The sequence below is a fragment of the Streptomyces sp. NPDC048277 genome, from assembly GCF_040652235.1.
GTDB lineage: Bacteria > Actinomycetota > Actinomycetes > Streptomycetales > Streptomycetaceae > Streptomyces.
Genome location: NZ_JBEZLQ010000038.1, coordinates 56,136 through 82,290, shown reverse-complemented (window position 1 = coordinate 82,290; position 26,155 = coordinate 56,136). Strand labels below are relative to the sequence as shown.

Sequence of the window (26,155 nt, the reverse complement as noted above, 5' to 3'; positions counted from 1 at the left end):
GCCTGACCGGACACCCGTCCCCACGTCCGCCACCAACACCCTGAGCACGGAACAGGCATCAGCGCGCCCGCGTTTCCTGTGATTTTCCGGCCAGACGCCAATGTTCTCCGTGCCAACATGTGCTTGATCAACTCGGGATCAGGGCGGTGACCTTGAGATGGACGCAGAGATCACACCCCGCTGGTCGGCGGAGACGGAACGCCTGTTGCGGGAGGTGGGCTGGCACCCCGACCGTTCGGTGCCCACCCAGGAGTGGGAGACCAGGCTCCGGGAGCACGGCAGCTTCGAAATCCACGAGGCCGCGTGGCGCTTTCTCACAGAGTTCGGCGGGCTGGAGAGCAACGATCGGGGACCGGGGAAGACGATGTTCCGCGTGGGATTCAGCTTGGACCCCACCGTTGCCGAATGGGACGACGAGATCTTCGACATGCTCAGCGAAGAGGTCGGTGCCTCTCTCTACCCGATCGGGGCGACCGACCGCCGCAACAGCTACCTGGGCATGGCACCGAACGGCGCCGTCTACATCGGCATGGACAACGCCAGGCTGCTCGCGGAAACAGCTGACAGGGCGCTGGAGAAACTCATCGAGGGGATTCGATAGCCCGGCGGACGCTGCGCGAGCGGGAGAGCTTGGTAGACCAGATGGCGCCGGTCGGTCGAACGACGAGGGGTTAAGGACCGATCTGATGAGCAGCACGTTCGAATACCGCTTCCGGAGCCCGCTGGGCGGCCTCGCGGCCGACCTGACGGCCGAGTACTCCCCCACGGACGCCGAGGACGCGTTCTTCCTGCAGATCGACAGGAAGCTGCGCCTGATCCCGCCCGCCGGAGTTCACTGGCGGGACGCTTCCTGGCTTTCCTACGGCCTGGCGCTGAACGCGCCCGCTCTCGTGTCCCGGTACCCCGACGGTCTGACCGTCAGAGTCACGTCTTTCACCTACCCTCTCGCCCATTTCCGGTCGAAGGTGGCGGCATTCGCCATGGACGGCTGGCTCAGACAGCACTTTGACCTACCCGATCACGGGCTGCGCGTGTCCTTCGATTCGGCCAAGGGAGGCTACACGTTCCACTGGGGAGACGACCGCGCCCCCTTTTCGGACGACCTCGCTCCGCTCTGACGTGCGCCGTGCACGGAGGACCTGAGCAGACCGCGGTCAAAACCCGGGTCCGGACTACGGAAGGACGCGCATGCCGGCTGGATCGGCGGCCGATCTCGCTCTCCTGGAGCGGGTGGACTCCCTCGTCATCGGCGGATACATCAGCGCCGAGCGGGCCGAGGAGGCCGCGGCCGCGGTGCCTGTGGCACGAGAGCGCATCCTCGGCTGGCTGCGGATCACCTCTGCCGAAGGGGACTGGCGGCGTTTCGAGCGGCTCGCGGGGCTGGCGCTCCACCTCCACCGCGAGGGACTCGGGCCGATCCTGGCGGGGGTGCTGACCGCACGTCCCACAGACGTCAACGCGGAAGACCTGGTCGACCTGCTCGGCGCACTGCGGGCGCCGGAGGGAGCGGCACCGGTCGCCGCCCTGGTGCGTGAACGGAAGACGACCGACGGCCCCTTCTTCACCTTCTGCGTCAAGGCCATCCAGACGCTCGGCGAGATCGGCACTCCCGAAGCTGCCGACTTCCTGCGCGGCATCGCCACAGGAGACCCGGACACCTGGCCCGACCCATTGCGTTGGCATGCCGCAGAGGAACTGGGAATAGAGGACGAACTCGGCTTCGACGAGGACCAGATGCTCGGCGGATCGTAACGGCCGCCCGGCACCCGAACAGATGGCCCCTGCCCGGCTGATCATCGCGAGCCGATCCGCGCCTACGGACGACGCACCGAACAGCAACTTCGACCTCGCGGCCTGGATCGCCGTCGGGGAACCGGGCAGCTGGGCAACCGGGAACTCGACGTAAACCCGTTTGGGTGAGCAGTGCCGCCCTCAAGGCTGGCATTTGTCGGCGCCGCGAGTCGACGCGATCTTCATGAGCTCCCAGACCCCCGTCGCGTTCTTGCCCAGGATCCAGCAGCCGCCGTACACCGCGAAGTCGATCACCGCGTTGCCCGTCTCGCCGGGGACGGAGACCAGGGCCGTGGCGATCAGCACCGTCAGGGCCAGGGGGCCAGGACCGTCGGCAGCGGTGCCTTGAGGAATGCCCACAGCAGCAGGGTCAGGCGCATGGACAGACGGCGGCGCCCGGAACTGCTGCCACGGGTTCCGGATGCCGCGGACGGGTCCTGCGACGACGGGTGGGGGGCGCCATCAGGCGACGGGGCGGGGCGCCATCAAACGATGGGTGCGGCGGACGGTGCGACGCGCGGGGCCGCGCCCTCCGCGACCGGGCCGCCGGTCGGGGCGGCCGAGTCGCTGGGCGAGGCCGGGAGCGACGACGCCGACGAGGCGGGGGCGTCCGGGGAGGGCGCCGCCGAGGACGGCGAGGCGTCCGCGGACGACGACCCCGGCTTCGGGGAGGAGCCCGTCGCCCCCGCGGACGACGTCGGCCGCGTGGACGCCGACGTGCTCGGCCGGACGGCTCCCGTCTCCCCTGCCCGGGGCGCCCGGGAGGAGGCGTCGGCCGACGGGGTCGTACCGGCGCCCGCGACCGGGGCGGCCACCGAGTCGCCGTCACCCGGGGACCGGGGGGACCTCGCGGGCCGCGGCGAGTCGTCGACCCTGCCGGCCGGCTTGCCGTCGTGCTGCCCCGGCACCGGCAGCCAGGGCACGTCGGAGGCTCCGGACAGCAGGGTTACGACGATGACGACGGCGTAGACCGCACAGGCGAGGCCGACGGCCATCCCGAACCTGCGGAACCGCCGGCTGCGGCGCCCCGACGCGTCGGCTAAGACGGGCGGCGCGTCGGAGGCCGTCGCGAAGACGGGTGCCGCGTCGGAGGCGGTCCCGAAGACAGGTGCGGTGTCGGAGGCACCCGCGGCACCGGGACGTATCCGTACGGCACCGATCTCGTTCCGGACGGCCACCTCACTGGGGTCATGCGCAGAGGCCGGGGCCGACCGGGGGCCGAGCGCAAAGGCCGAGGCCGGAGCCAGGGCCGGCCAGGCGCCCTGCACCGGGGCCGACGCCGACTCGGCGCCACGCACACGCACCGGAACCGACCCGCCGCCACCCCCGGTCCCCGGAACCGACCCGCCACCATCCCCAGTCCCCGGAACCGGCTCCGCGCCGCTCCAGGGGTCCCGTAACGAGCCGACCCGTAACACCTCGGTCGCCTCGAAACCGTCGGCGGAGCGGGTGGCAGAACGGGGGGCGGAGCCATCACCGGAACCGTCAGTGCCCGGAGCGTTCTCCTCCGGCTCGTCTCCCCCCGTCACCGGAATGTCCCGGCCGTCCAGGGCGACCTCGGGCGATTCCGGTTGGGTCTCTTCTCGCCAATTTTCCACGCGCGTACATCCCCTCACGGGATTGTTCCGGGCGCGTTGACGAACCCGAGCACACGTCGACGGAACCAGGCCCCCACCCGGTTCCGAGCGCCCCCTTCCAGCTCTCCGCGCTCGGGGCCATGAAGCTAGCGCACGAGGGGGTGCCGTGTTCTCGATGTGTCATTTGTGGTCGTCCATCACCTCTTGATCACTGGCCGGAACCCATCCCTCGGCCGGCCGCTGAAGCCACCCTTCCGCCCGCCCGAACTCCGCGGCCGCGCGCCGCAGCGCATCGACTCCCGGATGGACCAGCCCCTTTCGCCACACCAGCGACACGGGCGACAACGGGACCGGATCGACCAGGGGGCGCGAGACCGTCCCGGGTATGGCCGGAAAACCCACTACCCCGAGGATCGGATTCCGGGTCTTGGCCATGATGCGTTCGAATTCCTCCTCCCCCACGGCCAGCGGCAGGGGCGGCGCGACCGCGATACCTGGCCCTTCGAAGAGACGAAAGGCCAGGTCGGTCCATTCCAGGGTGCGTTCGTTGCCCGCACCGGCGTACACCGTCTCGCCCGCCAGCGCGGCCAACGGGACCGCGTCCAGGGCCGCCAGCCGATGATCGGAGGGGAGAATTACGGCCATGGGTTCGAACCGTACGGGCTGATGTTCGAGCCCGGAGCGCAGTGCCGGATCCAGTCCCGCGAACCGCCCGAAGGACGCGTCCAGCCGCCCGGCGAGGAGTTCGGCCGCGGCTCCGGTGAGCCCGCTCTCGTAGCGGGCCATCAGCTCGCAGTCGGGGGCGAGTTCACGGGCGCGGTGCAGCACCCGGCGGCCGGTCTCCAGGCCCGGGGAGTTGAGGTCCACCAGCAGCGCCCTGGCCTGCCCGAACGCGGCGAGCAGCGCGTCCTGCGCGGCCAGCACCCGACGGGCGTACGGCAGCAGCCGGGCACCGTCCGCGGTCAGGGTGACCTGCCGGGTGCTGCGGACGAACAGCTCGGCGCCCAACTCCCGCTCCAGCCGCCGCACATCGCGGCTGAGCGCCTGCTGGGCGACGTACAGCCGGGCGGCGGCGCGGGTGAAGTGCAGTTCCTCGGCGACGGTCACGAAGACGCGGAGCAACCGAGGATCTATGTGCGCGGGAGAAGCGGGCATCGGGCGAACCTACCGGTTCCGGAACCGCACCCAAGGCTTCCCCTGGGGCTTCCCCCTGGGGCTTCCCCCTGGGGTCCCCTGGGCCACTTGGCCACCTGCGCGACAACAATGTGACAACGCGGCCCGCCGGGATCCATGGCCGACACCAGTACTATCGGCGCCCTGGCGCCGCCGGACGCGTTCGCCACCGCCCCCTGGAAGGACGCGAGAACAGTGCCGTCTCCGCTGCCCCGGCGGCCGAAGGGACCGTCGGCCATCGCCGCGGCGTCAGCCTCCCCCACCGCGCCGGACTCCGGATCCGAGGACGACTCCGCCCCCGGGGCCCAGCCCGACGCCACCGCGGTGCCCATGTCCGCGGCGGCGGCCGCGTTCGCGGCGGAGAGCACGCCGGGCCGGAGGACCACCGGTACGGGCACGGGTACACCGACGGGCCGCGCGGACGCCCACGCAGCCGGAACCGGCACCGGCCCGGGCACCGGAACCGCCCTCCGCCCCGCGCCCCGCCGCCGGTTGCCCAAGGCCGTGCTCCTGGTCGGGGCGTCCGTGGCCGTGGCCGCGCTGGTCGGAGGCGCCTTCCTCATCGGCAACGGCGGTGACCACGGCACACGGCCGTCGAGTTCGATGCCCGGCACCGTGCCGGGCACAGCGGGCGACGGCGGCTCGTACGACGGCACACCGAGCCTGCTCGGCCCGCCCCCGCCGTCCGTGTCGGCGTCCGCCTCGCCGTCCACCGCGCGCTCCGCGTCACCGGCGGCGGACGCCACCGGCGCCTCGCCTCGGTCGTCGGCCGGTGGCTCGGCCAAGGACGGCGGCACCCCCGCCCACGCCACCCCGTCCACCGCTTCGGCCGACGGCACCGGCAAGGCCCGGGCCGTATCGGGCGGCGGCGCCGGCGGTTCCTCCTGCGTCTCCGCCCAGGGCTCGGGCGCCATCACCGACTACAGCGTCTGCCTGTCGTCCGGAACCGTCACCCTTCGCGTCACCTTCCACACCCGGCAGTCCTTCTACCACGCCTTCTTCAACACCGACGGCGACACCGGGACCGGTTACCAGCTCCCCTATCCGTCGCCCTCGGCCCTGGGCGCCGACTACATGATCGAGAACGGCAGCCTCTACCGGAGCCGGTCGGCCGACTGGAGCTGGACCGAGATCGCGCCCCGTCCGAAGCACACGGTCAGCGGCTCGACGCACACCTGGACGCTGCCGCTGAGCGGGATCGGTTCGCCGACGGGCACCCAACGGCTCGAATTCAACGCCGGATCCGACTACACCTCGCTGATCGCCTTCAGCCCGAAGTAGCGACACCCGCCTGCCTCTCCGACCTCCCCTCCGTTTACCTCTCCGCATCGGCGAACTCACAACCGGAGTGCGTGAATCGGCGCGGACAAGGTGTTGGACCCCCTGATCGTCTCCGGGCGACCGTGGTCCCCATGCCGCAACCGACCGAACCCGTTCCCGCGGAACCCGCTCCCACGAAGATCCACACCCTCACCGCCGACACCCTCGTCACCGTCGACTTCGGCCCCCGCTTCAGCACCCGCTCCACAACCCGCACTCGCACCCGCACCCGCACCCGGAACCACCGCCGCCCGCCGGGCCCGTACCGCCGGCTCTTCGCGCTCCCCGGCACCCGCGCCTTCACCGCCGGGAATCTGCTGGCCCGCCTCCCCATGGGCATGTTCAGCGTGAGCGCGGTCGTGATGATCGCCGGTTCGCGCGGCTCGTACGCCCTCGCCGGCGCGGTCACCGCGACCGGCCTCGCGGCCACCGGGCTGGCCGGGCCGTGGATCGCGCGGCTCGTCGACCGGTACGGGCAGGCCCGGGTGGCCGTACCCGCGACCGTCACCGCCGTCCTCGGCAGCCTCGCCCTGCTGCTCTGCGTCCGGTACGGCGCCCCGGACTGGACCCTGTTCGCCGCCTACGCGGCCACCGCGACCACCCCCAACATCGGCGGCATGTCCCGCGCCCGCTGGGCCCATCTACTGCGCGCCGACCCGGGCGCCCTGCACACCGCGAACTCCTTCGAACAGGCCGCCGACGAACTCGCCTTCATGCTCGGCCCGGTGCTCGCGTCCTTCCTGACCGGCACGTTCTTCCCGGAGGCCGGCACCCTCGTCGGGGCCGCGCTGCTGCTGTCCGGTGTGCTGCTGTTCGCCGCCCAGCGGGCGACCGAGCCACCGCCCCGGGGCACCACGAGCACCGCGAGAACACCGCTGCGCATCACCTCACTCCTCGCCTGTTTCGTCGCGACCGGCGCGGTGTTCGGTTCGATGGAGGTGGTGACGATCGCCTACGCCGACGCTCAGGGCCACCGCTCGGCGGCCGGTGCCGTGCTCGCCCTCCAGGCGGCCGGCTCCTGCGCGGCGGGGCTGGTGTACGGGGCGCTCAGGCCGGCGGGACCGGTCGAACGGCGGCTGTCGGTCTGCCTGTTGTCGATGGCGGCCCTGATGTCCCTCCCGCTCCTCGCGGCCCGCACCCTCGACTCCCTCTGGGCCCTCGCCCCCGCCCTGCTCGCGGCCGGTACGGCGACCGCGCCGACCATGGTGACCGCGATGACCCTGGTCCAGGACCGCACCCCGGCGGGCCGCCTCAACGAGGGGATGAGCCTGGTCGTCACCGCCCTGCTGACCGGCATCGCCTGCGGCTCCGCGTTCGGCGGCTGGGCGGCGGAGCACCTCTCTCCGACGGCGGCCTACACCGCCCCGGTCGCGGCGGCCGTCACAGCCCTTCTGATCGACACGGTCGGCACCCCGCTGCTCGCCGCCACGCGTCGAATCGCTTCCCTCGATTCCCGCCGGACCCATTGACGCCTCCACAGCCCGCGCATACCTTCCTCCGTCGAAGCGCTTCGACGTCCGGCATCGAACCGATTCGACGCGGGACGGTCCGGTTCGGAACGAGTTCGGAACGAGTACGGGACTGGTTCGGGACTGGTTCGGGACGAGCACCATCCATCCGACTCCCTTGGAGGCACTGGATGTTGACGGCACGAAGGCGAACGGCGACCGCGGCGGTGATCCTCGCCGGATCACTGCTGCTCACCTCCTGCGGCGGCTCGGGCGGCAGTACGTCCGACGCGAAGACACTGCGGCTGTGGCACTACGAGGGGCCGACCAGCGCGATGGGCATCGCCTGGAACGAGGCCATCAAGGAGTTCGAGGCGACCCACCCGGGCGTCAAGGTGAAGTACGAGGAGAAGAGCTTCGAGCAGATCCAGAAGACCGCGCAGATGGTCCTCAACTCCTCCGACGCCCCCGACATCATGGAGTACAACAAGGGCAACGCGACGGCGGGGCTCCTCTCCAAGCAGGGCCTGCTCACCGATCTGACCGCCGAGGCGGCCCGGCGCGGCTGGGACAAGAAGCTCAGCGCGGGCGTGCGCACCACCAGCCAGTACGACGCCGACGGCGTGATGGGCTCCGGGAAATGGTACGGAGTGCCCAACTACGCCGAGTACACGATGGTTTACTACAACAAGGACCTGTTCAAGAAGTACGGGATCGCCGAACCGAAGACGTTCGACGACCTGACGGCGGCGATGGACACGTTCGCCCGGAACAAGGTCACCCCGCTGGCGAACGCGGGCTCCGAGTACATGGCCCAGCAGTACCTCTACCAGCTGGCGCTGTCGAAGGCCGACCGCTCGTGGGTCGACTCCTACGAGCTGTACAAGGGCAAGGTCGACTTCCACGACCAGGCCTGGACGTACGCGGCCGACACCTTCGCCGACTGGGTGAAGAAGGGCTACATCGCGAAGACGTCCAGCGGTACGACCGCCGAGCAGGCCGGTGTCTCCTTCATCCAGGGCAAGGCGCCGATCCTGTTCTCCGGCAGCTGGTGGTACGGCCGCTTCCAGTCGGAGGCCAAGTTCGGCTGGGGCAGCTTCCTGTGGCCCGGCTCGAACCTCACCCTCGGCTCCGGCGGCAACCTCTGGGTCGTACCGAAGAACTCCAAGAACAAGGATCTCGCCTACGACTTCATCGACATCACCATGTCGAAGAAGATCCAGAACCTGCTCGGCAACAAGGGCGGAGTCCCGGTCGCGGCCGACCCGAGCGCCATCACCGACCCCAAGTCCAAGGAGCTCATCGCCAACTTCAACACCGTCAGCAAGCGTGACGGCCTGGCCTTCTACCCGGACTGGCCGATCGCCGGCTTCTACGACACGCTCGTCTCCGAGACCCAGAAGCTGATCACGGGCAGCGAGAAACCGGACGCCTATCTGAGCAACCTCCAGACGGCGTACGACAAGGGCTCGAAGTGACGGTCACCTTCGAAGGGCGGCGCACCACAGATCACGGGCGCCGCCCCCGGGACTCGTACGCCCTCTTCCTGCTCCCCGGCGCCCTCGCCTTCCTCGCCGTCGTCATCGTGCCGTTCCTGATGAACACGGGCGTGAGCTTCACCGACTGGCAGGGCGTGGGCAGCCCGAAGTGGTCCGGGCTCGCCAACTACCGCGAACTGCTGCACGATGCGGAGTTCTGGGCGTCCTTCCGGCACAGCCTCTTCATGGTCGTCGCGATGGCGGCGGTCCCGACCGCGCTCGGACTCGTCCTCGCCGCCGCCCTGTTCGACTACATCGGCAAGCACTTCGGCACCCGGATCGCCGCGATCCTGCGCGCCTGCTTCTACCTCCCCCAGGTGCTGCCGGTCGCGGTCGCCGGCATCGTCTGGAGCTGGATCCTGGCCCCGGACAACGGCTCCCTCAACGCCTTCCTGAAGGCCATCGGCCTCGGCTCCTGGCAGCAGGACTGGCTCGGCGACCCGGACCTCGCGCTCTACACCGTGATGGGCGTGCTGGTCTGGGTCCAGCTCGGCTTCCCGCTGGTCGTCTTCATGGCCGGACTCGGCCGCGTCGACCCCCAGCTGTACGAGGCGGCCGAGCTGGACGGCGCCGGCTGGTGGCGCCGTTTCTGGCACATCACGCTGCCGCAGATCCGCCCCGAGGTGTACGTCGTCCTGACCTGGTGCACGATCGCCGCGCTCAAGGTCTTCGGCGCGGTGTACGTCCTGACGAAGGGCGGCCCGGGCGGTGCCACCGACGTGCCCTCCTACTTTTCCTTCACCACGTTCTTCGAGAAGACCCAGGTCGGCTACGGCTCGGCGATCTCCACGGTTCTCACCGTGATCATCCTGGCGCTGGCGATGATCGGCCTGAAGCTGCAGAACCGCGCGGAGGCCGTATGACCCGGCATACGAGCCGCCCTATGGCCCGCCCTGCGCCCCGCCGCATGACCGCCCTGCGCCGCTACCCGGTCCTCCTCGCCCTCTGCCTCGCCGCCCTCTTCATGGTCGTCCCGTTCCTGATCGTGGCGGTCAACGCGGTGAAGTCCCCGGCGGAGTACTCGCAGAACGGCCCGCTCAGCCTCCCCCACGGCCTCTACCTGGACGGCCTCAAGGACTTCTGGCAGCGCGTCGACTACACCCAGAAGCTCGTCAACTCCACCCTCATCAGCGGCTCGGTGGCCCTGCTCGCCACCGCCCTCTCCGTCCTCAACGCGTACGCGATCGGTGTCGGCCGGATCAGGGGCCGTACCTGGGTGCTGGCCTTCTTCGTCCTCGCCAACATGCTGCCGCAGGAGGCGCTGGTCTACCCGCTCTACTACCTGAGCAAGCAGGCCGGCCTGTACGACACCCGGCTCAGCGTGATCATCGTGTTCACGGTGATCCAGTCGGCGTTCGGGACGTATCTGCTCTCCGCCGTCCTCGGCCAGTTCCCGCGCGAGATCGTCGAGGCGGCCCGGATCGACGGCGCGAACAAGTGGCAGATCCTGGTCCGGATCGTCGTCCCGGTCAGCCGCCCGACCCTCGGCGTGCTCCTGGTCTTCTTCTTCATCTGGACCTGGAACGAGTTCCTGCTGCCGCTGGTCATGCTGATCTCCAACGACAACCAGACGGTCTCCGTCGCCCTCGGCGTCCTCCAGGGCCAGCGCCTGATGGACGCCACGATGACCAACGCGGCCGCCCTGCTCGGCGTCCTCCCGGCCATCGTCTTCTTCCTCGTCTTCCAGCGCACCCTCACCCGGGGCATTGCGGCGGGGGCGGTCAAATGACGAAAGGGTGTGGGGTTTGAAGTTCACCGACGGCTACTGGCTGCTCCGCGAGGGCGTCACCGCGGCCCATCCGGTCGAGGTCCTCGACGTCACCGCCACGGAGGGCGCGCTGGAGATCCACGCGCCGACCCAGCCCATCCGCCACCGCGGCGACCTGCTGAAGGGACCGGTCGTGACGATCAGCGCCCACACGCCCATGCCCGGTGTCATCGGCGTCACCTTCACGCACTTCGAGGGCGAGCAGCCCCGCGGCCCCCGATTCGAGCTCCACAAAGGCGACTTCGCCTCCCAGGTGTCGTACGACGACGAGTACGCGACCCTGACCTCCGGGTCGCTGACGCTGCGGCTGAGCCGTACCGCGCCCTGGCGGCTCGACTTCCTCGCCGGCGGTCGCGTCCTGACCTCCAGCGGCCCCAAGGGCATGGGCATCATGCGGGACGCGGCCACCGGCGCCCACTATCTGCGGGAGCAACTGGGCCTCAGCGTCGGCACCTCGGTCTACGGCCTCGGCGAACGCTTCGGCCCGCTGGTCAAGAACGGCCAGGTCGTCGACATCTGGAACGCCGACGGCGGCACGGCCACCGAACAGGCCTACAAGAACGTCCCGTTCTACCTGACGGACGCGGGGTACGGCGTCTTCGTCGACCATCCCGGGAAGGTGTCGTTCGAGGTCGGCTCGGAGGCGGTGTCACGAGTCCAGTTCAGCGTGGAATCACAGCAGTTGACGTACTACGTCATCCACGGCCCCACCCCCAAGGACATCCTGCGCACGTACACGGCCCTGACCGGCCGCCCGGCGCTCCCGCCCGCCTGGTCCTTCGGCCTGTGGCTGTCGACCTCCTTCACCACCTCCTACGACGAGAAGACGGTCACGTCCTTCATCGACGGCATGCGGGAACGCGAACTCCCGCTCTCCGTCTTCCACTTCGACTGCTTCTGGATGCGGGAGTTCAACTGGTGCGACTTCCAGTGGGATCCGCGGGTGTTCCCGGACCCGGAGGGGATGCTGGGGCGGCTGCACGAGCGCGGGCTGCGGGTGTGCGTGTGGATCAACCCGTACATCGCCCAGCGGTCGCCGCTGTTCGCCGAGGGGAAGGCGCTGGGACACCTGCTGCGGCGGCCGGACGGGAGCGTGTGGCAGTGGGATCTGTGGCAGCCGGGGATGGCACTGGTGGACTTCACGTCCCCGGCGGCGCGCGACTGGTACGCGGCCAAGCTGGAGGCCCTGCTCGCCCAGGGCGTCGACTGCTTCAAGACCGACTTCGGGGAACGGGTGCCGGTGGACGTGGCCTGGTCCGACGGCTCGGACCCGGAGCGGATGCACAACTACTACACGTACCTGTACAACCGGACCGTCTTCGAGGTGCTGCGCAAGCACCGGGGCGAGAGCGAGGCGGTCGTCTTCGCCCGGTCCGCGACGACCGGCAGCCAGAAGTACCCGGTGCACTGGGGCGGCGACTGCGAGGCCACCTACGAGTCGATGGCCGAGTCGCTGCGCGGCGGACTCTCGCTCGGCCTGTCCGGGTTCGGCTACTGGAGCCACGACATCGGCGGCTTCGAGGGCACCCCGACCCCGGCCCTGTTCAAGCGGTGGCTGGCCTTCGGGCTCCTCTCCTCCCACAGCAGGCTGCACGGCTCGTCGTCGTACCGGGTGCCGTGGCTGTTCGACGAGGAGTCGGTGGACGTGCTGCGGCACTTCACGCGGCTGAAGCTGAGCCTGATGCCGTATCTGTACGAGGCCGCGCGCACCGCTTCGGCGGAGGGGGTGCCGGTGATGCGGGCGATGGTGCTGGAGTTCCCGGAGGATCCGGGGTGCGCGCATGTGGAGCGGCAGTACATGTTGGGGGCGGATGTGCTGGTGGCGCCCGTGTTCGATGACGAGGGGCAGGTGACGTACTACTGTCCGCGCGGCACCTGGACCCACTTCCTGACCGGCCGGACGGTCACCGGCCCCGGCTGGGTCCGCGAGCGCCACGACTTCCTCAGCGTCCCCCTGCTGGTCCGCCCGGGCGCGGTCATCCCGGTCGGCGCGGTGGCCGACCGCCCGGACTACGACCACGCCGACGGGGTGACCCTGCGGGCCTACGGCCTGGAGCGCGGCGCCCAGGTCACGGTCCCGGTCGGCGACGTCACCTTCACCGTCGTACGCGAAGGCGACACGCTGCGGGCCTCGTGCAGTGATCCTGCCGCCCCCTGGGCCCTGGCAGCCGGGGAACGGACGGCGCGGGCCGCGGCCGGGACCGGGTTCCTCTCGCTGGAGCTGGGCTGATGGTGAAGATCACGGACGTGGCCCGGCACGCCGGGGTCTCCCCCAGCACCGTGTCCTACGCGCTCAGCGGCAAGCGCCCGATCTCCGAGGAGACCCGGCGCCGTATCCAGGCCTCCATCCGCGAGCTGGGCTACCGTCCGCACGCCGGCGCCCGCGCCCTGGCCAGCAGCCGCTCCAACGTCCTCGCCCTGGTGATCCCCTTACGCACCGGCATCCACGTCCCGGTGGTGATGCAGTTCGCGGTGTCGGTGGTGACGACGGCGCGCCGCTACGACCACGACGTGCTGCTCCTCACCCAGGAGGAGGGCGAGGAGGGCCTGCACCGGGTCGCCGACACGGCCCTGGTCGACGCGCTGATCGTGATGGACGTCCAGCTCCACGACCCCCGCCTGCCGCTGCTGCGCGCCCTGGAACGGCCGTCGGTACTGATCGGCTTCCCTGCCGCCGCCGAGGGCCTGACCTGCGTCGACCTGGACTTCAAGGCGGCCGGTGAGCTGTGCGTGGAGCGGCTGGCGGGGCTGGGGCACCGGGTGGTCGCGCTGGTCGGGTCGCCACCGGAGGTGTACGTCCGGGAGACCGCGTTCGCCCAGCGGGTCGTCCAGGGCTTCACGGCCGCCGCCGACCGCAACGGGATGACGTCCACCGTCCGCCCCTGCGCCGCGACCCCGGCGGGGGCGAGGCAGGTCGCCGAGCAACTCCTCCGCGAGCAACCGGCGTTGACGGGGGTCGTCGTCCACAACGAGGCGGTCCTGGAGCCGTTGATCGACGCCTTCGAGGAACTCGGCCTCCGCGTCCCCACCGACCTGTCCATCACCGCGATCTGCCCCGACGAACTGGCGGCGGGGCTGCGCGTCCCGGTGACCTCGGTGGCGCTGCCGGCCGCGGAACTCGGCGAGCGGGCGGCGGAGTTGCTGATGCGCCAACTCGACGGCGACCCGGACGTACCCGCGGCGACCCTGCTCGCCCCCCGACTGACGGAACGCGCGAGCACGGCACCGCGCGAGGCGCACTGACGGCACGCCCGTGGAGGCCGGCGCCGTCGGCCTCCCGAAGGGGTGGTCAGCGTTCCGCGTGCGGATCGGCAAGCTCGGCGACGTGTTCCCTGCCGTAGCCGAACCGGTCGCCGAGCGCCGTCCAGCGGGCGTACTGCTCATCGGTGACCGGTGCGGCGTAGGCCCTGACGCATCTGAGCAGCAGACGGAAGCCGAGGTCGGGATCGACCTGGCGGACGACCTGCTCGAGCGCGGGGACCACCGTGCGGGAGTGTTCGAACCACGGGCTGGTGGAGGCGCCGTACCAGGGGTAGTCGTGCACGGCGCGGGTCAGGGCGGGGGCGATCTCGCGCAGTTCCCGCAGGACCGCGTCCAGCGTCTCCGGGCCGGCCGGCGGGGGTGCGCCGACGGTGAACCCTGGGTCGATCTCCCGCAGTCGTCCGGCGCACACCTCCGCGATCCGGTGGAGCCACTGCCGCGCTCCGGTGCCCTCGTCCTGCGGGGCGTAGCCATAGGCCGACGCCCCCAGCCAGAGCGCGGTGAGGGCGTCGTCGGACATCGGTGACCGGGACAGCCGCAGTGCGTCCTGCAGCAGCGCGTACGCCGAGGTACCCGGCACAAGGCCGACGTAGTCGGAGGCCACACCGCGAATGCCCTCGTCGACCGTGTAGGAGTACTGCCACTCGCCGTCGAATCGTCCGGCGAGGTACGAGAACCCGAAGTCGTACTCGAAACGCCGCGGCAGCGTGACGTCGTCGAAGCGGGGCCAGCGCACATCGAGGCCGTCGTGCACCAGTCGCCCCGGATAGCCGAACGCCTCACCGATCGTCCGGTACCGGTCGTACCGCTCCATGGTGGCGGCGACCGAGGTCGCCTTCACCACCCGCAGGAACAGCCGGAACCCGAGGTCGGCGTCCGCTTCGGCGGCCACGCGTTCCAGCGCGGCCCCGACGTCCGAGCCCGTCAGCCGGTGCGACACGGCTCTCACCTCGGCGCACACGGCCTTCCTCATCGCCGGTTCGTCCACCGTGACCATGGGCGGTCCGCCGTCGAACAACGGGTCCCCCGAAGAGGGACCGGCGGCTTCCCGGGCGATCCGGTCCTCGGCCGACTCCACGATCCGGCGGAGCAGGCCGGGGACGTCCGGCCCGGAGTCCTGGCCTCCCGCTGCGGCCCGCCACACCGTCCGCAGGGTCTCGGCCGGAAGGCCCGAGTCCAGCAGCAGACGGGCGTCGTCCCGCAGGGCACGGGCGTCGTCGGCGTCCCCGTCCGGCACCACCGGCGCCGACCCCGTCCCGAGCTCCGGAATCAGCAGACTGATCCCGAAGTCCCCCTCGAATCTCCAGAAGCGTGCTTCCCGTTGTTCTTCCATGAGTTCCTCGCAGCCCCGGATCCGCCGGCTAGACCTGATCGACCATGAACGTGACGGCGTCCACCACGTACTCGCCGTGGTGGAGGGCCGATCCGATGGCCTCCAACCGCTCGTACTGGTCCGGGGACAACGACTCCCTCGGCGTGTTCACGACGGTCCTCAGCAGGACCCGCAGCGCCAGGTCCGGAGTGCAGTGGCGGGCACAGTCGACGAGCGCCTCGCGGACCTCGGCGGCCAGGAACTCCACCCGCTCGATCTCTGCGACGACGGCGTCCCGGTGGGCGAAGCCGTCCTCCGTGTCGGCCCCGGTGAGGGGGCGTACGTCCGTCTTCGCGGACAGCCGGGCCTCACACAGGCCGACGACCGTCCGCGTCCACTCCGATCCCGTGGTCCCCTCGAAGCTCGGCGGGTACTCCGCTCCGGCCGTCCACAGCACCGCGAGCGTCTCCGAGGGAAGGTGGTCGAGGAGTGCCCGGGCGTCGCGGTGCACCGCCGACACCTCCTCGTCGGCGTCCGTGGGCACGTCGTAGACCCAGTCCTGGTGGAAGAAGCCCATCACCCATGAGACACCGAAGTCGAACTCACTGAACCGTCGCACTGTGTGTCACCTCCTCAGAGCTCGTTCTTGGACCCTCTCATCCAGTTCTTGATCATGTTGGCCTTGTCGCTCAGCGCGTAGTCGACGACCTTCTGTGCCGTCGCCTGGTCGACCCACACGCTGTTCGGCGTTTCCGCGCCCCCGTTGCGGCGCGTCTTTTCGGCGGACAGCGCCTTCGCCTCCTGCTCGGGAACTTCTGCCCGTCGAGCACGATGTCGTTGCAGTTGTGGACCAGGACCGGGGTCCCGCCCGCCACCGCGTAGAAGGTGTGCAGGCCGGACACGGTCAGGTCGTACACGGTCCGGGGCTTCGCCTCGTGCCGGTCGAGCGGCGCGGCCACCGTGCGCAGACTGCCGTCCGGGCCGCGCAGGCTGTCCCCGGGCCGCAGGTCGGACGCCACCGTCCAGCCCCGGCCGCTGACGCGTTCGCCGAGTGGCAGCATTTTTGACCGACCGAGATCAACCTTCACATGCCCGGCGGCCCCGCAGACACGACGAAGGCCCGGCGGTCTGTGACCACCGGGCCTTCGTACGACATGGAGACTGTGGAGATGGCGGGAATCGAACCCGCGTCCAACGGTGCGGAACCAGGGCTTCTCCGTGTGCAGTTCGCTGTGATTTTCTCGGCCCCGGCGATCACGCGAACAAGTCGCCGACGGGCCCAGTCACTGTTAGATTTCCCTCTTCACCCCGTGACCGGGATCAAGGTTTAGTCCCCTAGCTGATGCCAGGATCCGGGTCGGGAACAGCCCCGGGCTGACACTCCCGTATAGGAGGCTCGCTGTCGCTACCTGAGATCAGGCAGCGAGGGCGAAGGCCTGCTGGGAGGAATCGCGCTTGGAAGTGGCGATTATTTTTTTCGGCCTGTGGTTTACGAGATCATGGCCGCTTTCTCGACACGCTTCCCCTGCCTCGACATCCGCTGTCGAAACCGATCATCCCCATGTTGATTTTTCAATCTTCACACCGGCTTCCCCCGGTGTTGGTGCCATCATACGTGGCCAACGCGCGCCGATGCCACTACATTCCCGTGGCCTAGGCGCCGCGCTGGCGCCGCTTCGCCGCCGCGATGACGCGGTCGCTCTCCCTGCGGTCCTGCTGCTCACGCAGGGTCTGCCGCTTGTCGTACTCCTTCTTGCCTCGCGCGAGGGCGATCTCCGCCTTGGCGCGGCCGTCCTTGAAGTACAGGGCGAGGGGCACGATCGTGTGACCCGTCTCCTGGGCCTTGACCTCCAGCTTGTCGATCTCCTCCCGGTGCAGCAGCAGCTTGCGCTTGCGGCGCACCGAGTGGTTGGTCCAGGTGCCCTGGCTGTACTCGGGGATGTGGGCGTTGTGCAGCCACGCCTCGTTCCCGTCGATCTGCACGAAGCCGTCGACCAGCGAGGCCCGGCCCTGACGCAGCGACTTCACCTCGGTGCCGGAGAGGACCAGGCCGGCCTCGAAGGTGTCGATGATCGCGTAGTCGTGCCGCGCCTTCTTGTTCTGCGCGACGATCTTGCGCTTGCCGCCCTTCTCGCCGTCCTTGGCTTTGGCGGCCGTCCCCTGCTGCTTCTGCTGGGACTCTTTCGGTACGTACATTCCCTTGGCCATAGTGCCGTCCATTTTCGCACTACGGAGGGGGTGTGGGGGAAGCGGTTAAGCGGGTGCTACGACGGGTCGCCCAGGCCGCTGAGTACCGTCTCCGCCCGCTGCAGCGCCGCGGAGCCCACCTCCAGGTCGGGGGTGATGCCCTTGCCGTCGACGACATGGCCGGAGGGGGTGCGGTAGTGGCCGACGGTGAGCTCGGCGACCGAGCCGTCGGGGAGGCGGGTGGGCATCTGGATGGAGCCCTTGCCGAAGGTGCGGGAGCCGAGGACGACCGCGCGGCCGCGGTCCTGGAGGGCGCCGGTGAGCATCTCGGCCGCGCTCATGGTGCCGCCGTCGACCAGTGCGACCAGAGGTCTCGCGGTGTCGCCGCCGGGCTCGGCGTGCAGGGAGCGCTCGGCGCCGTCCACGTCGTAGGTGGCGACCAGGCCGCCGTCGAGGAAGGCGGAGGCGGCGGTGACGGCCTCGCCGACCAGGCCGCCGGAGTTGCCGCGGAGGTCGAGGACGATCCCGGCGTCGGCGGGGGCCTGCCGTACGGCGGTGCGTACGAGCTCCCCGGAGCCCCTGGTGAAGGCGGAGATCTTGATGACGGTGATGCCGGCGGACACCTTGCGGACCGTCACGGAGTCGGTGGACAGCAGGGCCCGGCGGACGGTCTCGCTCCACGCGCGCGTGCCGCGTTCGAGGCCGAGGGTGACGGTCGTACCGGCGCGGGCGTCGGTGGCGTCACCGCGCAGTAACGAGACGACGTCGGTGACGGGCCGTCCGTCGACGTCCTCCCCGTCCACGCTGCGCAGCCGGTCGCCCTTCCTGATCCCCGCGGCGGCGGCCGGCGACCCGGGCTGCACCTTGCCGACCTCGATCCGGCCGTCCCGCTCGCGCCGGGCCCACAGCCCGACACCGGTGTACTGGCCGTCGAGCGCTTCCTCGAACTCCTGGTACTCGCCCTCGGAGTAGACCGCGGCCCAGCGGTCCCCGCTGCGGCTCACGGCCCGCTCGGCGGCCTCCATGGGGGACTTGCCGTCGGCCATCGCCTCGGCGGCCGCCTTGGCGACGTCCTCGTGCGCGTCGGCCGCACGGGCGGCTCCGGTGGGCGTCTTCCGGTCGGACTGCCCGGGGTCGGGAAACGCCCCGGTGGCCGCGCCGGTCACCAACAGCCCTGCGAACACCAACGTCAGAGCCGCCCCCCGGCGAACCCGGCGGGGCTGACAGAACAGCTCTCGGCCTGACATGCCGGTGAGTCTAGGACAACGCAAGAGGGCCGCACGGGCGGTTGCCCGTACGGCCCTCTTGGCATGCGTCACACCTTCAGGTACTTGCGCAGCGCGAAGAACGCCGCAAGCGCGGGCATCAGCAGGCTCGTTGCGAGGATGAGCGGGAGCTTGGTCAACACCGCGTCCCAGCCGATGAAGTTGATCAGATTCAGCTTCTGGGACAGGGCCAGACCGTGGTCGATGATGAAGTAGCGCGCGATCACCAGGAATCCGCAGGCGACCGTGCCGCCGATCAGGCCGGCGACGGCGGCCTCCGCGATGAACGGGGCCTGGATGTAGAAACCGGAGGCGCCGACCAGGCGCATGATGCCGGTCTCGCGCCTGCGGCTGAACGCGGAGACGCGCACGGTGTTGACGATCAGCATCAGCGCGACGACCAGCATCAGCGCCATCACCATCCGGGCCGCCCAGTTCATACCGTTGAGCAGACCGAACAGATTGTCCAGAATGCCCTTTTGGTCCTGAACGGACTGGACACCGTCACGGCCGTCGAAGGCCGTCGCCACGACCTGGTACTTCTGCGGGTCCTTCAGCTTGATCCGGTACGACTCCTGCATCTGGTCCGGCGTGAGGGAGTCGGCCAGCGGCGAGTCGCCGAACTGCTGCTTGTAGTGCTTGTAGGCCTCGTCCTGCGACTCGTAGGTGACCTTCTCGACCACCGAAATCTTGCCGAGGTCGGCCTGGATCTGCTTCTTCTGGTCCTCGGTGACCGCGCCCTTGGCACAGTTGGGGTCCGACTCGGCGTCGCTCTTGTTGCAGAGGAAGATCGAGACGTTGACCTTGTCGTACCAGTAGCCCTTCATGGTGTTGACCTGGTCGCTCATGAGGAGCGAGCCACCGAAGAGCGCCAGGGACAGGGCGACCGAGACGACGACCGCGAAGGTCATCGTCAGATTGCGGCGGAGACCGACTCCGATCTCCGACAGTACGAACGAGGCGCGCATGGCGTCGGGTTATGCCTTTCCGTCGTGGTACGCGGGGCGCGTCAGTGCTGGTAGCCGTAGACGCCGCGGGCCTGGTCGCGGACGAGGCGGCCCTTCTCCAACTCGATGACGCGCTTGCGCATCTGGTCCACGATGTTCTGGTCGTGAGTGGCCATGATCACGGTGGTGCCGGTGCGGTTGATGCGGTCGAGGAGCTTCATGATGCCGACCGAGGTCTGCGGGTCGAGGTTGCCCGTGGGCTCGTCCGCGATCAGCAGCTTGGGCCGGTTCACGAAGGCGCGCGCGATGGCCACGCGCTGCTGCTCACCGCCGGAGAGCTCGCCGGGCCTGCGGTCCTCCTTGCCGCCGAGCCCGACGAGGTCGAGCACCTGGGGCACGGACTTGCGGATCTCGCCCTTCGACTTGCCGATGACCTCCTGGGCGAAGGCCACGTTCTCGGCGACCGTCTTGTTGGGCAGCAGGCGGAAGTCCTGGAAGACCGTCCCGAGCTGGCGGCGCATCTGCGGCACCTTCCAGTTGGAGAGACGGGCGAGGTCCTTGCCCAGGACGTGCACCTGACCATGACTGCACCGCTCCTCGCGGAGGACCAGCCGCAGGAAGGTGGACTTTCCGGAGCCGGAGGACCCCACGAGGAACACGAACTCACCCTTCTCCACTTCCAGGGAGACATCCCTGAGTGCGGGGTGGGTCTGCTTGGGGTAGACCTTGGAGACATTGTCGAATCGGATCACGGATGCACCACGGGTCGCCGGGGGTAGATGAGCGTGACCATACGCGAGTCGGGCGAGGAAGCGCAGGCGCCGGTCACGGTTGGGTGAGGCTTGTGCGGTTTTGTTCCGGGGCAGAGTCTTCGGAGTGCCGGGGCGAGGTCTGCGGACGGCCGCGCTCTTTCCGGGGGAACCTGGCACAGTGGGAGGGGAACGTTCTCGTTCCGCGGAGCGTTGTGTAGGTAATGGCCGGTGCAAGGAGGGCGAGCGCATGACGTACGACCGGTTGGTGTGCGCGAACTGCGCGGCGCCTGTGAGCGAGGGCCGGTGCCCCGTGTGCCGTGCCAACCGCGAGCGTCTTCAGCAGGAGAACTTCCTCGGTGGCCTGAACCCGACGGCGCTGATCGCACTGCTGGCGGTGCTGATCGCCACGGTGGCGCTGCTGGCGGCCCACCAGACCGCGTAGGAAGCGCGCAGAAGAGCGAGAGAAGGGCCCGGAGCCGCTGCTCCGGGCCCTTCGCCGTGCGCTGCGCACACACTCCGTGAGTGTGCGGCTACCGTCAGGCCGCGGCGCCGCCCCGGCCGCCCATGAGGCGCGGCAGGATACGGAAGCCGATACCACCGGCGATCATGGTGGCGGCGCCGACGATCAGGAAGGTCGTCTGCGCGGCACCGGTCTCGGCGAGCTGGTCGCCGCCACCCTGGGCCTGGGTGTTCGACGTGCCGGTGTCGGTGAGGGCGGAGGAGCCCTCCTCCTGGGCGGAGGTGCCCGAGTTGCCGTCGGTGCCGGTGTTGTTGTTGCCGCCACCGGTGCTGCCGCTGCCGCTGCTGCTGGTGCTGCCGTCGGTCGGCTCGTCCGTGGGCTCGGTGGGCTCCTCGGTCGGCTGGGTGGGCTCGTCCGAGGGCGCGCTCGACTCGGACGGCGCCGAGCTGGTGGGCGGCTCGCTGGTGGGCGGCTCGCTGCTGGCCGGGGCCGTCGGGATCTCGGTGCTGCTCGGGTCGGTCGTCGGGTCGTCGAGGGCGACGTTCGCCTGCACGCCGGTCTCGTCGGCGCTGACGCCGATGGAGAGGGCGGAGGCCGCGCCGGCGGCGGTCAGCGAGGCACCGGCGGCGATCACGGCACCGGCGGCTATCCGCGCGACCCGGATCCGCGTCTTCTTGGTCATCTGGTTGCTACCCCCAGTAGCTGATAGTCAATGAGCGGGCGCATGGGGCAGGCCGTGATCGACGGGGGCGGTAAAGGCAGTTCCAAGTCCCCCGGTTCACATGCGCCCCAGAGATACGCATGCCACGCTTCACCCTTCCCATTTTTCAAAGCAACGTCAAGGCCGTTGCGCGCGCGATGTCCAGTTGCGCGGTGAATGCCGGGAGTTGAAGTGTGTGAGTGTGACGTAAAACCCAGTCAATACTCAGACAAACGCGAACTGCCGCCACGAGGGCGGCAGTTCAGGTTCGGCCGACTCACCATGGGCAAGTCGACAAAGTTACTTCTCCTGCTGCTTGCGCCAGCGAATTCCGGCCTCCAGGAAGCCGTCGATCTCGCCGTTGAACACGGCCTCGGGGTTGCCCACCTCGTACTCGGTCCGCAGGTCCTTGACCATCTGGTACGGGTGCAGCACGTACGACCGCATCTGGTTGCCCCAGGAGTTGCCGCCGTCGCCCTTGAGGGCGTCCATCTTGGCCTGTTCCTCCTGCCGGCGCCGCTCCAGGAGCTTGGCCTGGAGGACGTTCATCGCGGTCGCCTTGTTCTGGATCTGCGACCGCTCGTTCTGGCAGGAGACGACGATGCCGGTGGGGATGTGGGTGAGGCGCACGGCGGAGTCGGTGGTGTTCACGCCCTGGCCGCCGGGCCCGGAGGACCGGTAGACGTCCACCCGCAGCTCGGACTCGTCGATCTCGATGTGGTCGGTCTGCTCGACCACGGGGAGGATCTCGACACCCGCGAAGGAGGTCTGGCGCCGGCCCTGGTTGTCGTACGGCGAGATCCGGACGAGCCGGTGGGTGCCCTGCTCCACGGAGAGCGTCCCGTAGGCGTACGGCACCTGCACGGCGAAGGTGGTCGACTTGATGCCGGCCTCTTCCGCGTACGACGTCTCGATGAGCTCGGTCTTGTAGCCCTTCTGCTCCGCCCAGCGCAGGTACATCCGCTGCAGCTTCTCGGCGAAGTCGGCGGCGTCGACGCCACCGGCCTCGGCGCGGATGTTGACCAGCGCCTCGCGGGAGTCGTACTCCCCGCTGAGCAGCGTCCGGACCTCCATCTCGTCCAGCGCCTTCTTGACGGCGGTGAGCTCGGACTCGGCCTCGGCACGGGTGTCCGGGTCGTCCTCCTCGTCGGCCATCTCGAAGAGCACGGCAAGATCGTCGATCCGCCCGCGCAGCGCCTCGGCCTTCCTGACCTCGGCCTGCAGGTGGCTCAGCTTGCTGGTGATTTTCTGCGCCTCGTCCGGGTTGTCCCACAGGGACGGCGCGGCCGCCTGCTCCTCGAGCACGGCGATGTCTGCCCTCAGCTTGTCGAGGTCCAGAACGGCCTCGATCGACTCCATGGTCGAGGAGAGGGACTTGAGCTCTTCGGATACATCGACGACTGCCACGCCTCCAGCGTAACGGCTCCGCCAACCGGGGATGGCCGACAGGGCTCGCCCACCCACCCGACGCGGTGGGCAGCAACCCCACTGCCACGGACCGGCGAAGGAATCGGCGAAGAAATCACGGCGTGGACGTGCTGTGCGTCTCCTGCGGAGGCGAGTCGTCGCCCGAGGACGCCAGCCACGCGCCGACACCCACCGCCGCCGCCACCACCACGCCCGCCACCGCGAACGTCACCTTCCGTCGCCGCGCCGCCACGCGGTGCCGCGCCGACCCCGGCCGCGGTGCCCCCGCCGCCCTCGGCACCCGCGCCGTACCGCGCGCGCCGCCCGCCAGCTCGTCCGCCCCCGGCACCCTCATCGACGTGTGCGTGTCCCGGTTGGAGTCCGGCTTCGCGCCCGGCACCAGGGAGACGGCCCCCCGTCGCCGTACCCGCTGCTCGTCCTCGGCCGGGGCGGCGGCCGCCTCCTGGCCCTCCTCCGGCGACTCCGTGTCCGGCTCGTCGACGTCCAGCGGCGGCATGCCCGCCAGCATCGGCAGCTGCTCCCGCAGCCGCGCGGCGAGCTCGGACGCCCGCAGCCGGGAGGCCGGCGCCTTCGCCAGGCACTGGACGAGCAGCTGCCACAGCTCCTCGGGGATACCGGGGAGCGGGACGACCGTCTCGGTCACATGGCGGCGGAGCACCGCGCCCGGGTGGCCGCCGCCGAAGGGGGTGAAGCCGGCGAGGAGCTCGTACAGCACGGTCGCCAGGGCGTAGATGTCCACCGACGCGCGGGGCGGCAGGCCCTCGACGATCTCCGGGGCGAGGTAGTCCGGCGTTCCGATGATCTTCGTGGCGCGGGTCCGCTTGGGGGAGTCGATCAGCTTCGCGACGCCGAAGTCGGTCAGCAGGGCCGGGTGGGAGCCGCCGGGGCCCAGCGGGCCCTGCATGTCCAGGAGGACGTTCTCCGGCTTGACGTCCCGGTGCACCACGCCCGCCGCGTGCGCCGCCGCCAGCCCGTCCGCGACGTCCGCGACGATCGCCACGGCCGCCTCGGGTGCCAGCCGCCGCTCCCGTTCGAGACGGGTGCGCAGATCCGTGCCCCGGACCAGGTCCATGACGAGGGCCAGGTCGTTGCCGTCGACGACGAGATCGCGGACGGACACCACGTTGGGGTGTTCGAGACCGAGCAGTGCCGTGCGCTCCTGGACGAAGCGGCCCACCAGCTCCTCGTCGGACGCGAGATCCTCACGCAGCAGCTTGATGGCGACGGGCCCGTCCGGCCCCTCGCCCAGCCACACCGTGCCGGCGCTGCCCCGCCCCAGGATCTGGTTCGCGGTGTACCGGCTGCCGATCTTCCGTGCCAAGACTGCTCCTACCGACGCGTGTTGCCGATAAAAGTACGCGTCCGAAGAGCCAACCTTCACCACGGAGGCGGAAATCACCCGCCAGATGTCGACAAATCCCCAAACTCGCGGTCAGTTGCCGCTGCCGGAGCCGTTGCCCAGGTCGCCGATCCAGCTGCTGACCGTGCCCACCCAGTCGCTCAGCTGGTGCCAGTAGCCCTTGCCCTCGCCGACCCAGGTGTGCACCGGCGTCAGGTCCCAGATCAGCCACCCCGCGACGACCAGGATGACGACCATGAACAGGCAGCCCTTGAGGCAGCCGAGGCCGGGGATCTTCATCGGGTTGGCGCTGCGCCGACGCGGCTCGCGGGGCTCGCGGGGCTCCCGCGGCTCACGCGGGGCGCGCTGCGGCTCGGCGGGTGGTGCGTAGCGCTGCTGCGGCTGCTGCGGCGGGGCGTACTGCTGCGGCTGCCCGTATCCGGCGGGCTGCTGCTGGCCGTACCCCGGGGGCTGCTGCTGCCCGTACCCGCCCTGTCCGCGCGGCTGCGGCCGTCGTACCGGCTGCTGCTGCGGGGCCTGGCGCGGTTGCTGCTGCTGCGGCCGGGCCACCTGCCGCTGCGGGCGGCGGCGCAGCGGGTCCTCGCCCGGGTCGAGGTACTGGACCTGCGTCTGCTCGTTGCGGTCGCGGGCCGCGCGGAGCTGGGTCTGCCAGGGGTGCGGCTGCTCAGGCTGCGGCCCGCCCTGCCCCGGCTGCCCCTGGGGCATCGGCGGCATGACGGTCGTCGGGTCGGCCGCGCCCGTGTTCGGCAGCACGGTGGTCGGGTCGGCGGCGCCCGCCGGTCCCCCGGTGTGCGGCAGCACGCTGGTCGCGCCGTTCGGGTCGTACGCCCCCATCGGCGTGCCCGTGTTCGGCAGCACGGTGGTCGGGTCGGCCGCGCCCGGTACGGTCGGCGGCGCCGGGTCGGGGGCCAGCAGCGCCCCGACGCCCTCGGCCGCCGCGATCTGCGCGGAGTTCGCGTGCACGCCGACGCCCTCGGCGACGACGCGCAGGCCGCGCGCGAGGTTCTCGGCGCTGGGGCGTTCGGCGGGGTTCTTGCGCAGGCAGCGCTCTATGACCGTCCACAGCGGGTCGGGGACGGTCGAGGGGCGGCGGGGCTCGGCGCTGAGGTGCTGGTGGAGGACCTCCAGGGCGCTGCCGCCGGAGAACGGCGGGTGGCCGGTGACCAGCTCGTACAGCAGGATGCCGGCACCGTAGATGTCGACGGCGCCGGTCTGCGGGCGGCCCTCTGCGGACTCCGGGGCGATGTACGCGGGCGTGCCGACGAACTCGTGGGTGCGGGTCAGGCCCGGGGAGTCGGCGAGGCGGGCGATGCCGAAGTCGGTCAGCAGCGGGTGCATCTGGCCGTTGTACTGAGCGAGCAGCACGTTGGCGGGCTTCAGGTCGCGGTGCACCACGCCGTCGGCGTGGCTGGCGGCGAGCGCGTCGGCGACCTGGGCGGTCAGCAGCGCGGCGGCGACGGGGGTGAAGGGGCCGTTCTCGCGCAGGTAGCGGTGCAGGTCGGGGCCGTCGACGAGGTCCATGACCAGGGCGAGGAGATCGCCCTCGACCACCAGGTCGCGGACCCGGACGATGTTCGGGTGGGTCAGCCGGAGCAGGACGGAGCGCTCCCGCAGGAAGCGCATCACGACATCGGCGTCGCTCGCCAGTTCCTCCTTGAGGACCTTGATCGCGACGGTCTCACCGGGCTGGCCGGCCACGGCCGCCTCGGCGCCGGCGGTCTCCCGCTGGCGGGCACGCCAGACGGTACCGGTGGCGCCGCGTCCGAGCGGCTCCTCCAGGAGGTACTTGCTGCCTACCGGCCGCACGTCATGCGCTCCCTGTTGCTTGCGGATGTGTCCGAAACCTGTGTCCAACCTCGTGTCCGTCC

The 26,155-nt window shown here is 70.3% G+C and carries 23 protein-coding genes, 1 other RNA gene and 2 pseudogenes; 12 read left to right on the top strand and 14 right to left on the bottom strand.

Features of this window, described 5'->3' with window-relative positions; genetic code table 11:
* The first annotated feature begins 157 nt into the window (after positions 1 to 157).
* The 3 genes from AB0D85_RS47640 (at position 158) to AB0D85_RS47630 (ending at position 1,752) form a co-directional block, all read left to right on the top strand.
* Positions 158 to 601: an SUKH-3 domain-containing protein gene (locus AB0D85_RS47640; protein ID WP_362336299.1), complete on the top strand. Its 444-nt coding sequence runs from the start codon at positions 158 to 160 to the stop codon at positions 599 to 601.
* Between the two features lie 85 nt (positions 602 to 686).
* On the top strand, positions 687 to 1,118 hold the full coding sequence (locus AB0D85_RS47635; protein ID WP_362336296.1) for a hypothetical protein: 432 nt from the start codon (positions 687 to 689) through the stop codon (positions 1,116 to 1,118).
* A gap of 70 nt (positions 1,119 to 1,188) precedes the next feature.
* On the top strand, positions 1,189 to 1,752 hold the full coding sequence (locus AB0D85_RS47630) for a HEAT repeat domain-containing protein (protein WP_362336293.1): 564 nt from the start codon (positions 1,189 to 1,191) through the stop codon (positions 1,750 to 1,752).
* A 252-nt stretch (positions 1,753 to 2,004) separates the two neighbouring features.
* Here AB0D85_RS47630 and AB0D85_RS47625 read toward each other — a convergent pair.
* Positions 2,005 to 2,159, bottom strand: a pseudogene (locus AB0D85_RS47625) (acyltransferase); the annotation flags it as partial.
* 124 nt (positions 2,160 to 2,283) lie between these two features.
* Here AB0D85_RS47625 and AB0D85_RS47620 point away from each other — a divergent pair.
* The gene (locus tag AB0D85_RS47620; protein WP_362336290.1) at positions 2,284 to 2,760 is read left to right on the top strand and encodes a hypothetical protein; all 477 of its coding nucleotides are present in this window, start codon (positions 2,284 to 2,286) and stop codon (positions 2,758 to 2,760) included.
* A gap of 788 nt (positions 2,761 to 3,548) precedes the next feature.
* Here the strand turns inward: AB0D85_RS47620 and AB0D85_RS47615 are convergent.
* Positions 3,549 to 4,523: a LysR family transcriptional regulator gene (locus tag AB0D85_RS47615; RefSeq protein ID WP_362336287.1), complete on the bottom strand. Its 975-nt coding sequence runs from the start codon at positions 4,521 to 4,523 to the stop codon at positions 3,549 to 3,551.
* Between the two features lie 135 nt (positions 4,524 to 4,658).
* Between AB0D85_RS47615 and AB0D85_RS47610 the strand changes: the two genes are divergently transcribed.
* The 7 genes and pseudogenes from AB0D85_RS47610 (at position 4,659) to AB0D85_RS47580 (ending at position 13,858) form a co-directional block, all read left to right on the top strand.
* A complete protein-coding gene (locus tag AB0D85_RS47610; RefSeq protein ID WP_362336284.1) occupies positions 4,659 to 5,822 on the top strand; it encodes a hypothetical protein in 1,164 nt (387 codons plus the stop codon).
* Between the two features lie 131 nt (positions 5,823 to 5,953).
* On the top strand, positions 5,954 to 7,330 hold the full coding sequence (locus tag AB0D85_RS47605) for an MFS transporter (RefSeq protein WP_362336281.1): 1,377 nt from the start codon (positions 5,954 to 5,956) through the stop codon (positions 7,328 to 7,330).
* A gap of 170 nt (positions 7,331 to 7,500) precedes the next feature.
* Positions 7,501 to 8,787, top strand: a complete 1,287-nt coding sequence (locus tag AB0D85_RS47600; protein WP_362336278.1) for an extracellular solute-binding protein — start codon at positions 7,501 to 7,503, stop codon at positions 8,785 to 8,787.
* Positions 8,784 to 9,710 carry a sugar ABC transporter permease gene (locus AB0D85_RS47595; protein WP_362336275.1) on the top strand — a complete coding sequence of 309 codons (927 nt, stop codon included), beginning with the start codon at positions 8,784 to 8,786 and terminating at the stop codon, positions 9,708 to 9,710. The genes AB0D85_RS47600 and AB0D85_RS47595 overlap by 4 nt, the downstream gene beginning before the upstream one ends.
* A 44-nt stretch (positions 9,711 to 9,754) precedes the next feature.
* Complete coding sequence (locus AB0D85_RS47590; protein ID WP_362336305.1) at positions 9,755 to 10,576, top strand: carbohydrate ABC transporter permease; 822 nt, start codon at positions 9,755 to 9,757, stop codon at positions 10,574 to 10,576.
* 16 nt (positions 10,577 to 10,592) lie between these two features.
* A pseudogene (yicI, locus tag AB0D85_RS47585) lies at positions 10,593 to 12,842 on the top strand (alpha-xylosidase); the annotation flags it as partial.
* A 2-nt stretch (positions 12,843 to 12,844) separates the two neighbouring features.
* The gene (locus tag AB0D85_RS47580; RefSeq protein ID WP_362336271.1) at positions 12,845 to 13,858 is read left to right on the top strand and encodes a LacI family DNA-binding transcriptional regulator; all 1,014 of its coding nucleotides are present in this window, start codon (positions 12,845 to 12,847) and stop codon (positions 13,856 to 13,858) included.
* A gap of 46 nt (positions 13,859 to 13,904) precedes the next feature.
* On the opposite strand, the gene AB0D85_RS47575 is transcribed toward AB0D85_RS47580, so the two are convergent.
* The 8 genes from AB0D85_RS47575 to ftsE form a co-directional block, all read right to left on the bottom strand.
* Positions 13,905 to 15,209, bottom strand: coding sequence for a hypothetical protein (locus AB0D85_RS47575; RefSeq protein WP_362336268.1), 1,305 nt, complete (start codon positions 15,207 to 15,209; stop codon positions 13,905 to 13,907).
* Between the two features lie 28 nt (positions 15,210 to 15,237).
* On the bottom strand, positions 15,238 to 15,807 hold the full coding sequence (locus AB0D85_RS47570; RefSeq protein WP_362336265.1) for a hypothetical protein: 570 nt from the start codon (positions 15,805 to 15,807) through the stop codon (positions 15,238 to 15,240).
* Positions 15,808 to 15,877: 70 nt separating this feature from the next.
* The gene (locus tag AB0D85_RS47565) at positions 15,878 to 16,249 is read right to left on the bottom strand and encodes a hypothetical protein (protein WP_362336262.1); all 372 of its coding nucleotides are present in this window, start codon (positions 16,247 to 16,249) and stop codon (positions 15,878 to 15,880) included.
* Between the two features lie 100 nt (positions 16,250 to 16,349).
* Positions 16,350 to 16,749, bottom strand: a transfer-messenger RNA (tmRNA) gene (ssrA, locus tag AB0D85_RS47560).
* 92 nt (positions 16,750 to 16,841) lie between these two features.
* On the bottom strand, positions 16,842 to 17,384 hold the full coding sequence (smpB, locus tag AB0D85_RS47555) for an SsrA-binding protein SmpB (protein ID WP_362336259.1): 543 nt from the start codon (positions 17,382 to 17,384) through the stop codon (positions 16,842 to 16,844).
* Between the two features lie 68 nt (positions 17,385 to 17,452).
* Positions 17,453 to 18,622: a S41 family peptidase gene (locus AB0D85_RS47550; protein ID WP_362336256.1), complete on the bottom strand. Its 1,170-nt coding sequence runs from the start codon at positions 18,620 to 18,622 to the stop codon at positions 17,453 to 17,455.
* 68 nt (positions 18,623 to 18,690) lie between these two features.
* Positions 18,691 to 19,608: a permease-like cell division protein FtsX gene (gene ftsX / locus AB0D85_RS47545; protein ID WP_362336253.1), complete on the bottom strand. Its 918-nt coding sequence runs from the start codon at positions 19,606 to 19,608 to the stop codon at positions 18,691 to 18,693.
* A 41-nt stretch (positions 19,609 to 19,649) separates the two neighbouring features.
* Complete coding sequence (gene ftsE, locus AB0D85_RS47540; RefSeq protein ID WP_359220984.1) at positions 19,650 to 20,339, bottom strand: cell division ATP-binding protein FtsE; 690 nt, start codon at positions 20,337 to 20,339, stop codon at positions 19,650 to 19,652.
* A gap of 247 nt (positions 20,340 to 20,586) precedes the next feature.
* On the opposite strand from ftsE, the gene AB0D85_RS47535 reads away from it, so the two are divergent.
* A complete protein-coding gene (locus AB0D85_RS47535; protein WP_362336249.1) occupies positions 20,587 to 20,781 on the top strand; it encodes a hypothetical protein in 195 nt (64 codons plus the stop codon).
* 94 nt (positions 20,782 to 20,875) lie between these two features.
* On the opposite strand, the gene AB0D85_RS47530 is transcribed toward AB0D85_RS47535, so the two are convergent.
* The 4 genes from AB0D85_RS47530 to AB0D85_RS47515 all read right to left on the bottom strand — a co-directional run bounded on the left by AB0D85_RS47530 (position 20,876) and on the right by AB0D85_RS47515 (position 26,093).
* Positions 20,876 to 21,481 (bottom strand): hypothetical protein, encoded by a 606-nt coding sequence (locus AB0D85_RS47530; RefSeq protein WP_362336246.1) that lies wholly within the window; start codon positions 21,479 to 21,481, stop codon positions 20,876 to 20,878.
* A 318-nt stretch (positions 21,482 to 21,799) separates the two neighbouring features.
* The gene (gene prfB / locus AB0D85_RS47525) at positions 21,800 to 22,906 is read right to left on the bottom strand and encodes a peptide chain release factor 2 (protein ID WP_362336243.1); all 1,107 of its coding nucleotides are present in this window, start codon (positions 22,904 to 22,906) and stop codon (positions 21,800 to 21,802) included.
* A gap of 115 nt (positions 22,907 to 23,021) precedes the next feature.
* Positions 23,022 to 24,248: a serine/threonine-protein kinase gene (locus tag AB0D85_RS47520; protein WP_362336240.1), complete on the bottom strand. Its 1,227-nt coding sequence runs from the start codon at positions 24,246 to 24,248 to the stop codon at positions 23,022 to 23,024.
* A 111-nt stretch (positions 24,249 to 24,359) separates the two neighbouring features.
* Positions 24,360 to 26,093 carry a serine/threonine-protein kinase gene (locus AB0D85_RS47515; RefSeq protein WP_362336237.1) on the bottom strand — a complete coding sequence of 578 codons (1,734 nt, stop codon included), beginning with the start codon at positions 26,091 to 26,093 and terminating at the stop codon, positions 24,360 to 24,362.
* Between the last annotated feature and the right edge of the window lie 62 nt (positions 26,094 to 26,155).

What these genes read in the sequence shown, in the direction of transcription:
- AB0D85_RS47640 (WP_362336299.1), top strand. Translation starts at nt 158, where the DNA reads ATGGACGCAGAGATCACACCCCGCTGGTCGGCGGAGACGGAACGCCTG.
- AB0D85_RS47635 (WP_362336296.1), top strand. Translation starts at nt 687, where the DNA reads ATGAGCAGCACGTTCGAATACCGCTTCCGGAGCCCGCTGGGCGGCCTC.
- AB0D85_RS47630 (WP_362336293.1), top strand. Translation starts at nt 1,189, where the DNA reads ATGCCGGCTGGATCGGCGGCCGATCTCGCTCTCCTGGAGCGGGTGGAC.
- AB0D85_RS47620 (WP_362336290.1), top strand. Translation starts at nt 2,284, where the DNA reads ATGGGTGCGGCGGACGGTGCGACGCGCGGGGCCGCGCCCTCCGCGACC.
- AB0D85_RS47615 (WP_362336287.1), bottom strand. Translation starts at nt 4,523, where the DNA reads ATGCCCGCTTCTCCCGCGCACATAGATCCTCGGTTGCTCCGCGTCTTC.
- AB0D85_RS47610 (WP_362336284.1), top strand. Translation starts at nt 4,659, where the DNA reads ATGGCCGACACCAGTACTATCGGCGCCCTGGCGCCGCCGGACGCGTTC.
- AB0D85_RS47605 (WP_362336281.1), top strand. Translation starts at nt 5,954, where the DNA reads ATGCCGCAACCGACCGAACCCGTTCCCGCGGAACCCGCTCCCACGAAG.
- AB0D85_RS47600 (WP_362336278.1), top strand. Translation starts at nt 7,501, where the DNA reads ATGTTGACGGCACGAAGGCGAACGGCGACCGCGGCGGTGATCCTCGCC.
- AB0D85_RS47590 (WP_362336305.1), top strand. Translation starts at nt 9,755, where the DNA reads ATGACCGCCCTGCGCCGCTACCCGGTCCTCCTCGCCCTCTGCCTCGCC.
- AB0D85_RS47580 (WP_362336271.1), top strand. Translation starts at nt 12,845, where the DNA reads ATGGTGAAGATCACGGACGTGGCCCGGCACGCCGGGGTCTCCCCCAGC.
- AB0D85_RS47575 (WP_362336268.1), bottom strand. Translation starts at nt 15,209, where the DNA reads ATGGAAGAACAACGGGAAGCACGCTTCTGGAGATTCGAGGGGGACTTC.
- AB0D85_RS47565 (WP_362336262.1), bottom strand. Translation starts at nt 16,249, where the DNA reads ATGCTGCCACTCGGCGAACGCGTCAGCGGCCGGGGCTGGACGGTGGCG.
- smpB (WP_362336259.1), bottom strand. Translation starts at nt 17,384, where the DNA reads ATGTACGTACCGAAAGAGTCCCAGCAGAAGCAGCAGGGGACGGCCGCC.
- AB0D85_RS47550 (WP_362336256.1), bottom strand. Translation starts at nt 18,622, where the DNA reads ATGTCAGGCCGAGAGCTGTTCTGTCAGCCCCGCCGGGTTCGCCGGGGG.
- ftsX (WP_362336253.1), bottom strand. Translation starts at nt 19,608, where the DNA reads ATGCGCGCCTCGTTCGTACTGTCGGAGATCGGAGTCGGTCTCCGCCGC.
- AB0D85_RS47535 (WP_362336249.1), top strand. Translation starts at nt 20,587, where the DNA reads ATGACGTACGACCGGTTGGTGTGCGCGAACTGCGCGGCGCCTGTGAGC.
- AB0D85_RS47530 (WP_362336246.1), bottom strand. Translation starts at nt 21,481, where the DNA reads ATGACCAAGAAGACGCGGATCCGGGTCGCGCGGATAGCCGCCGGTGCC.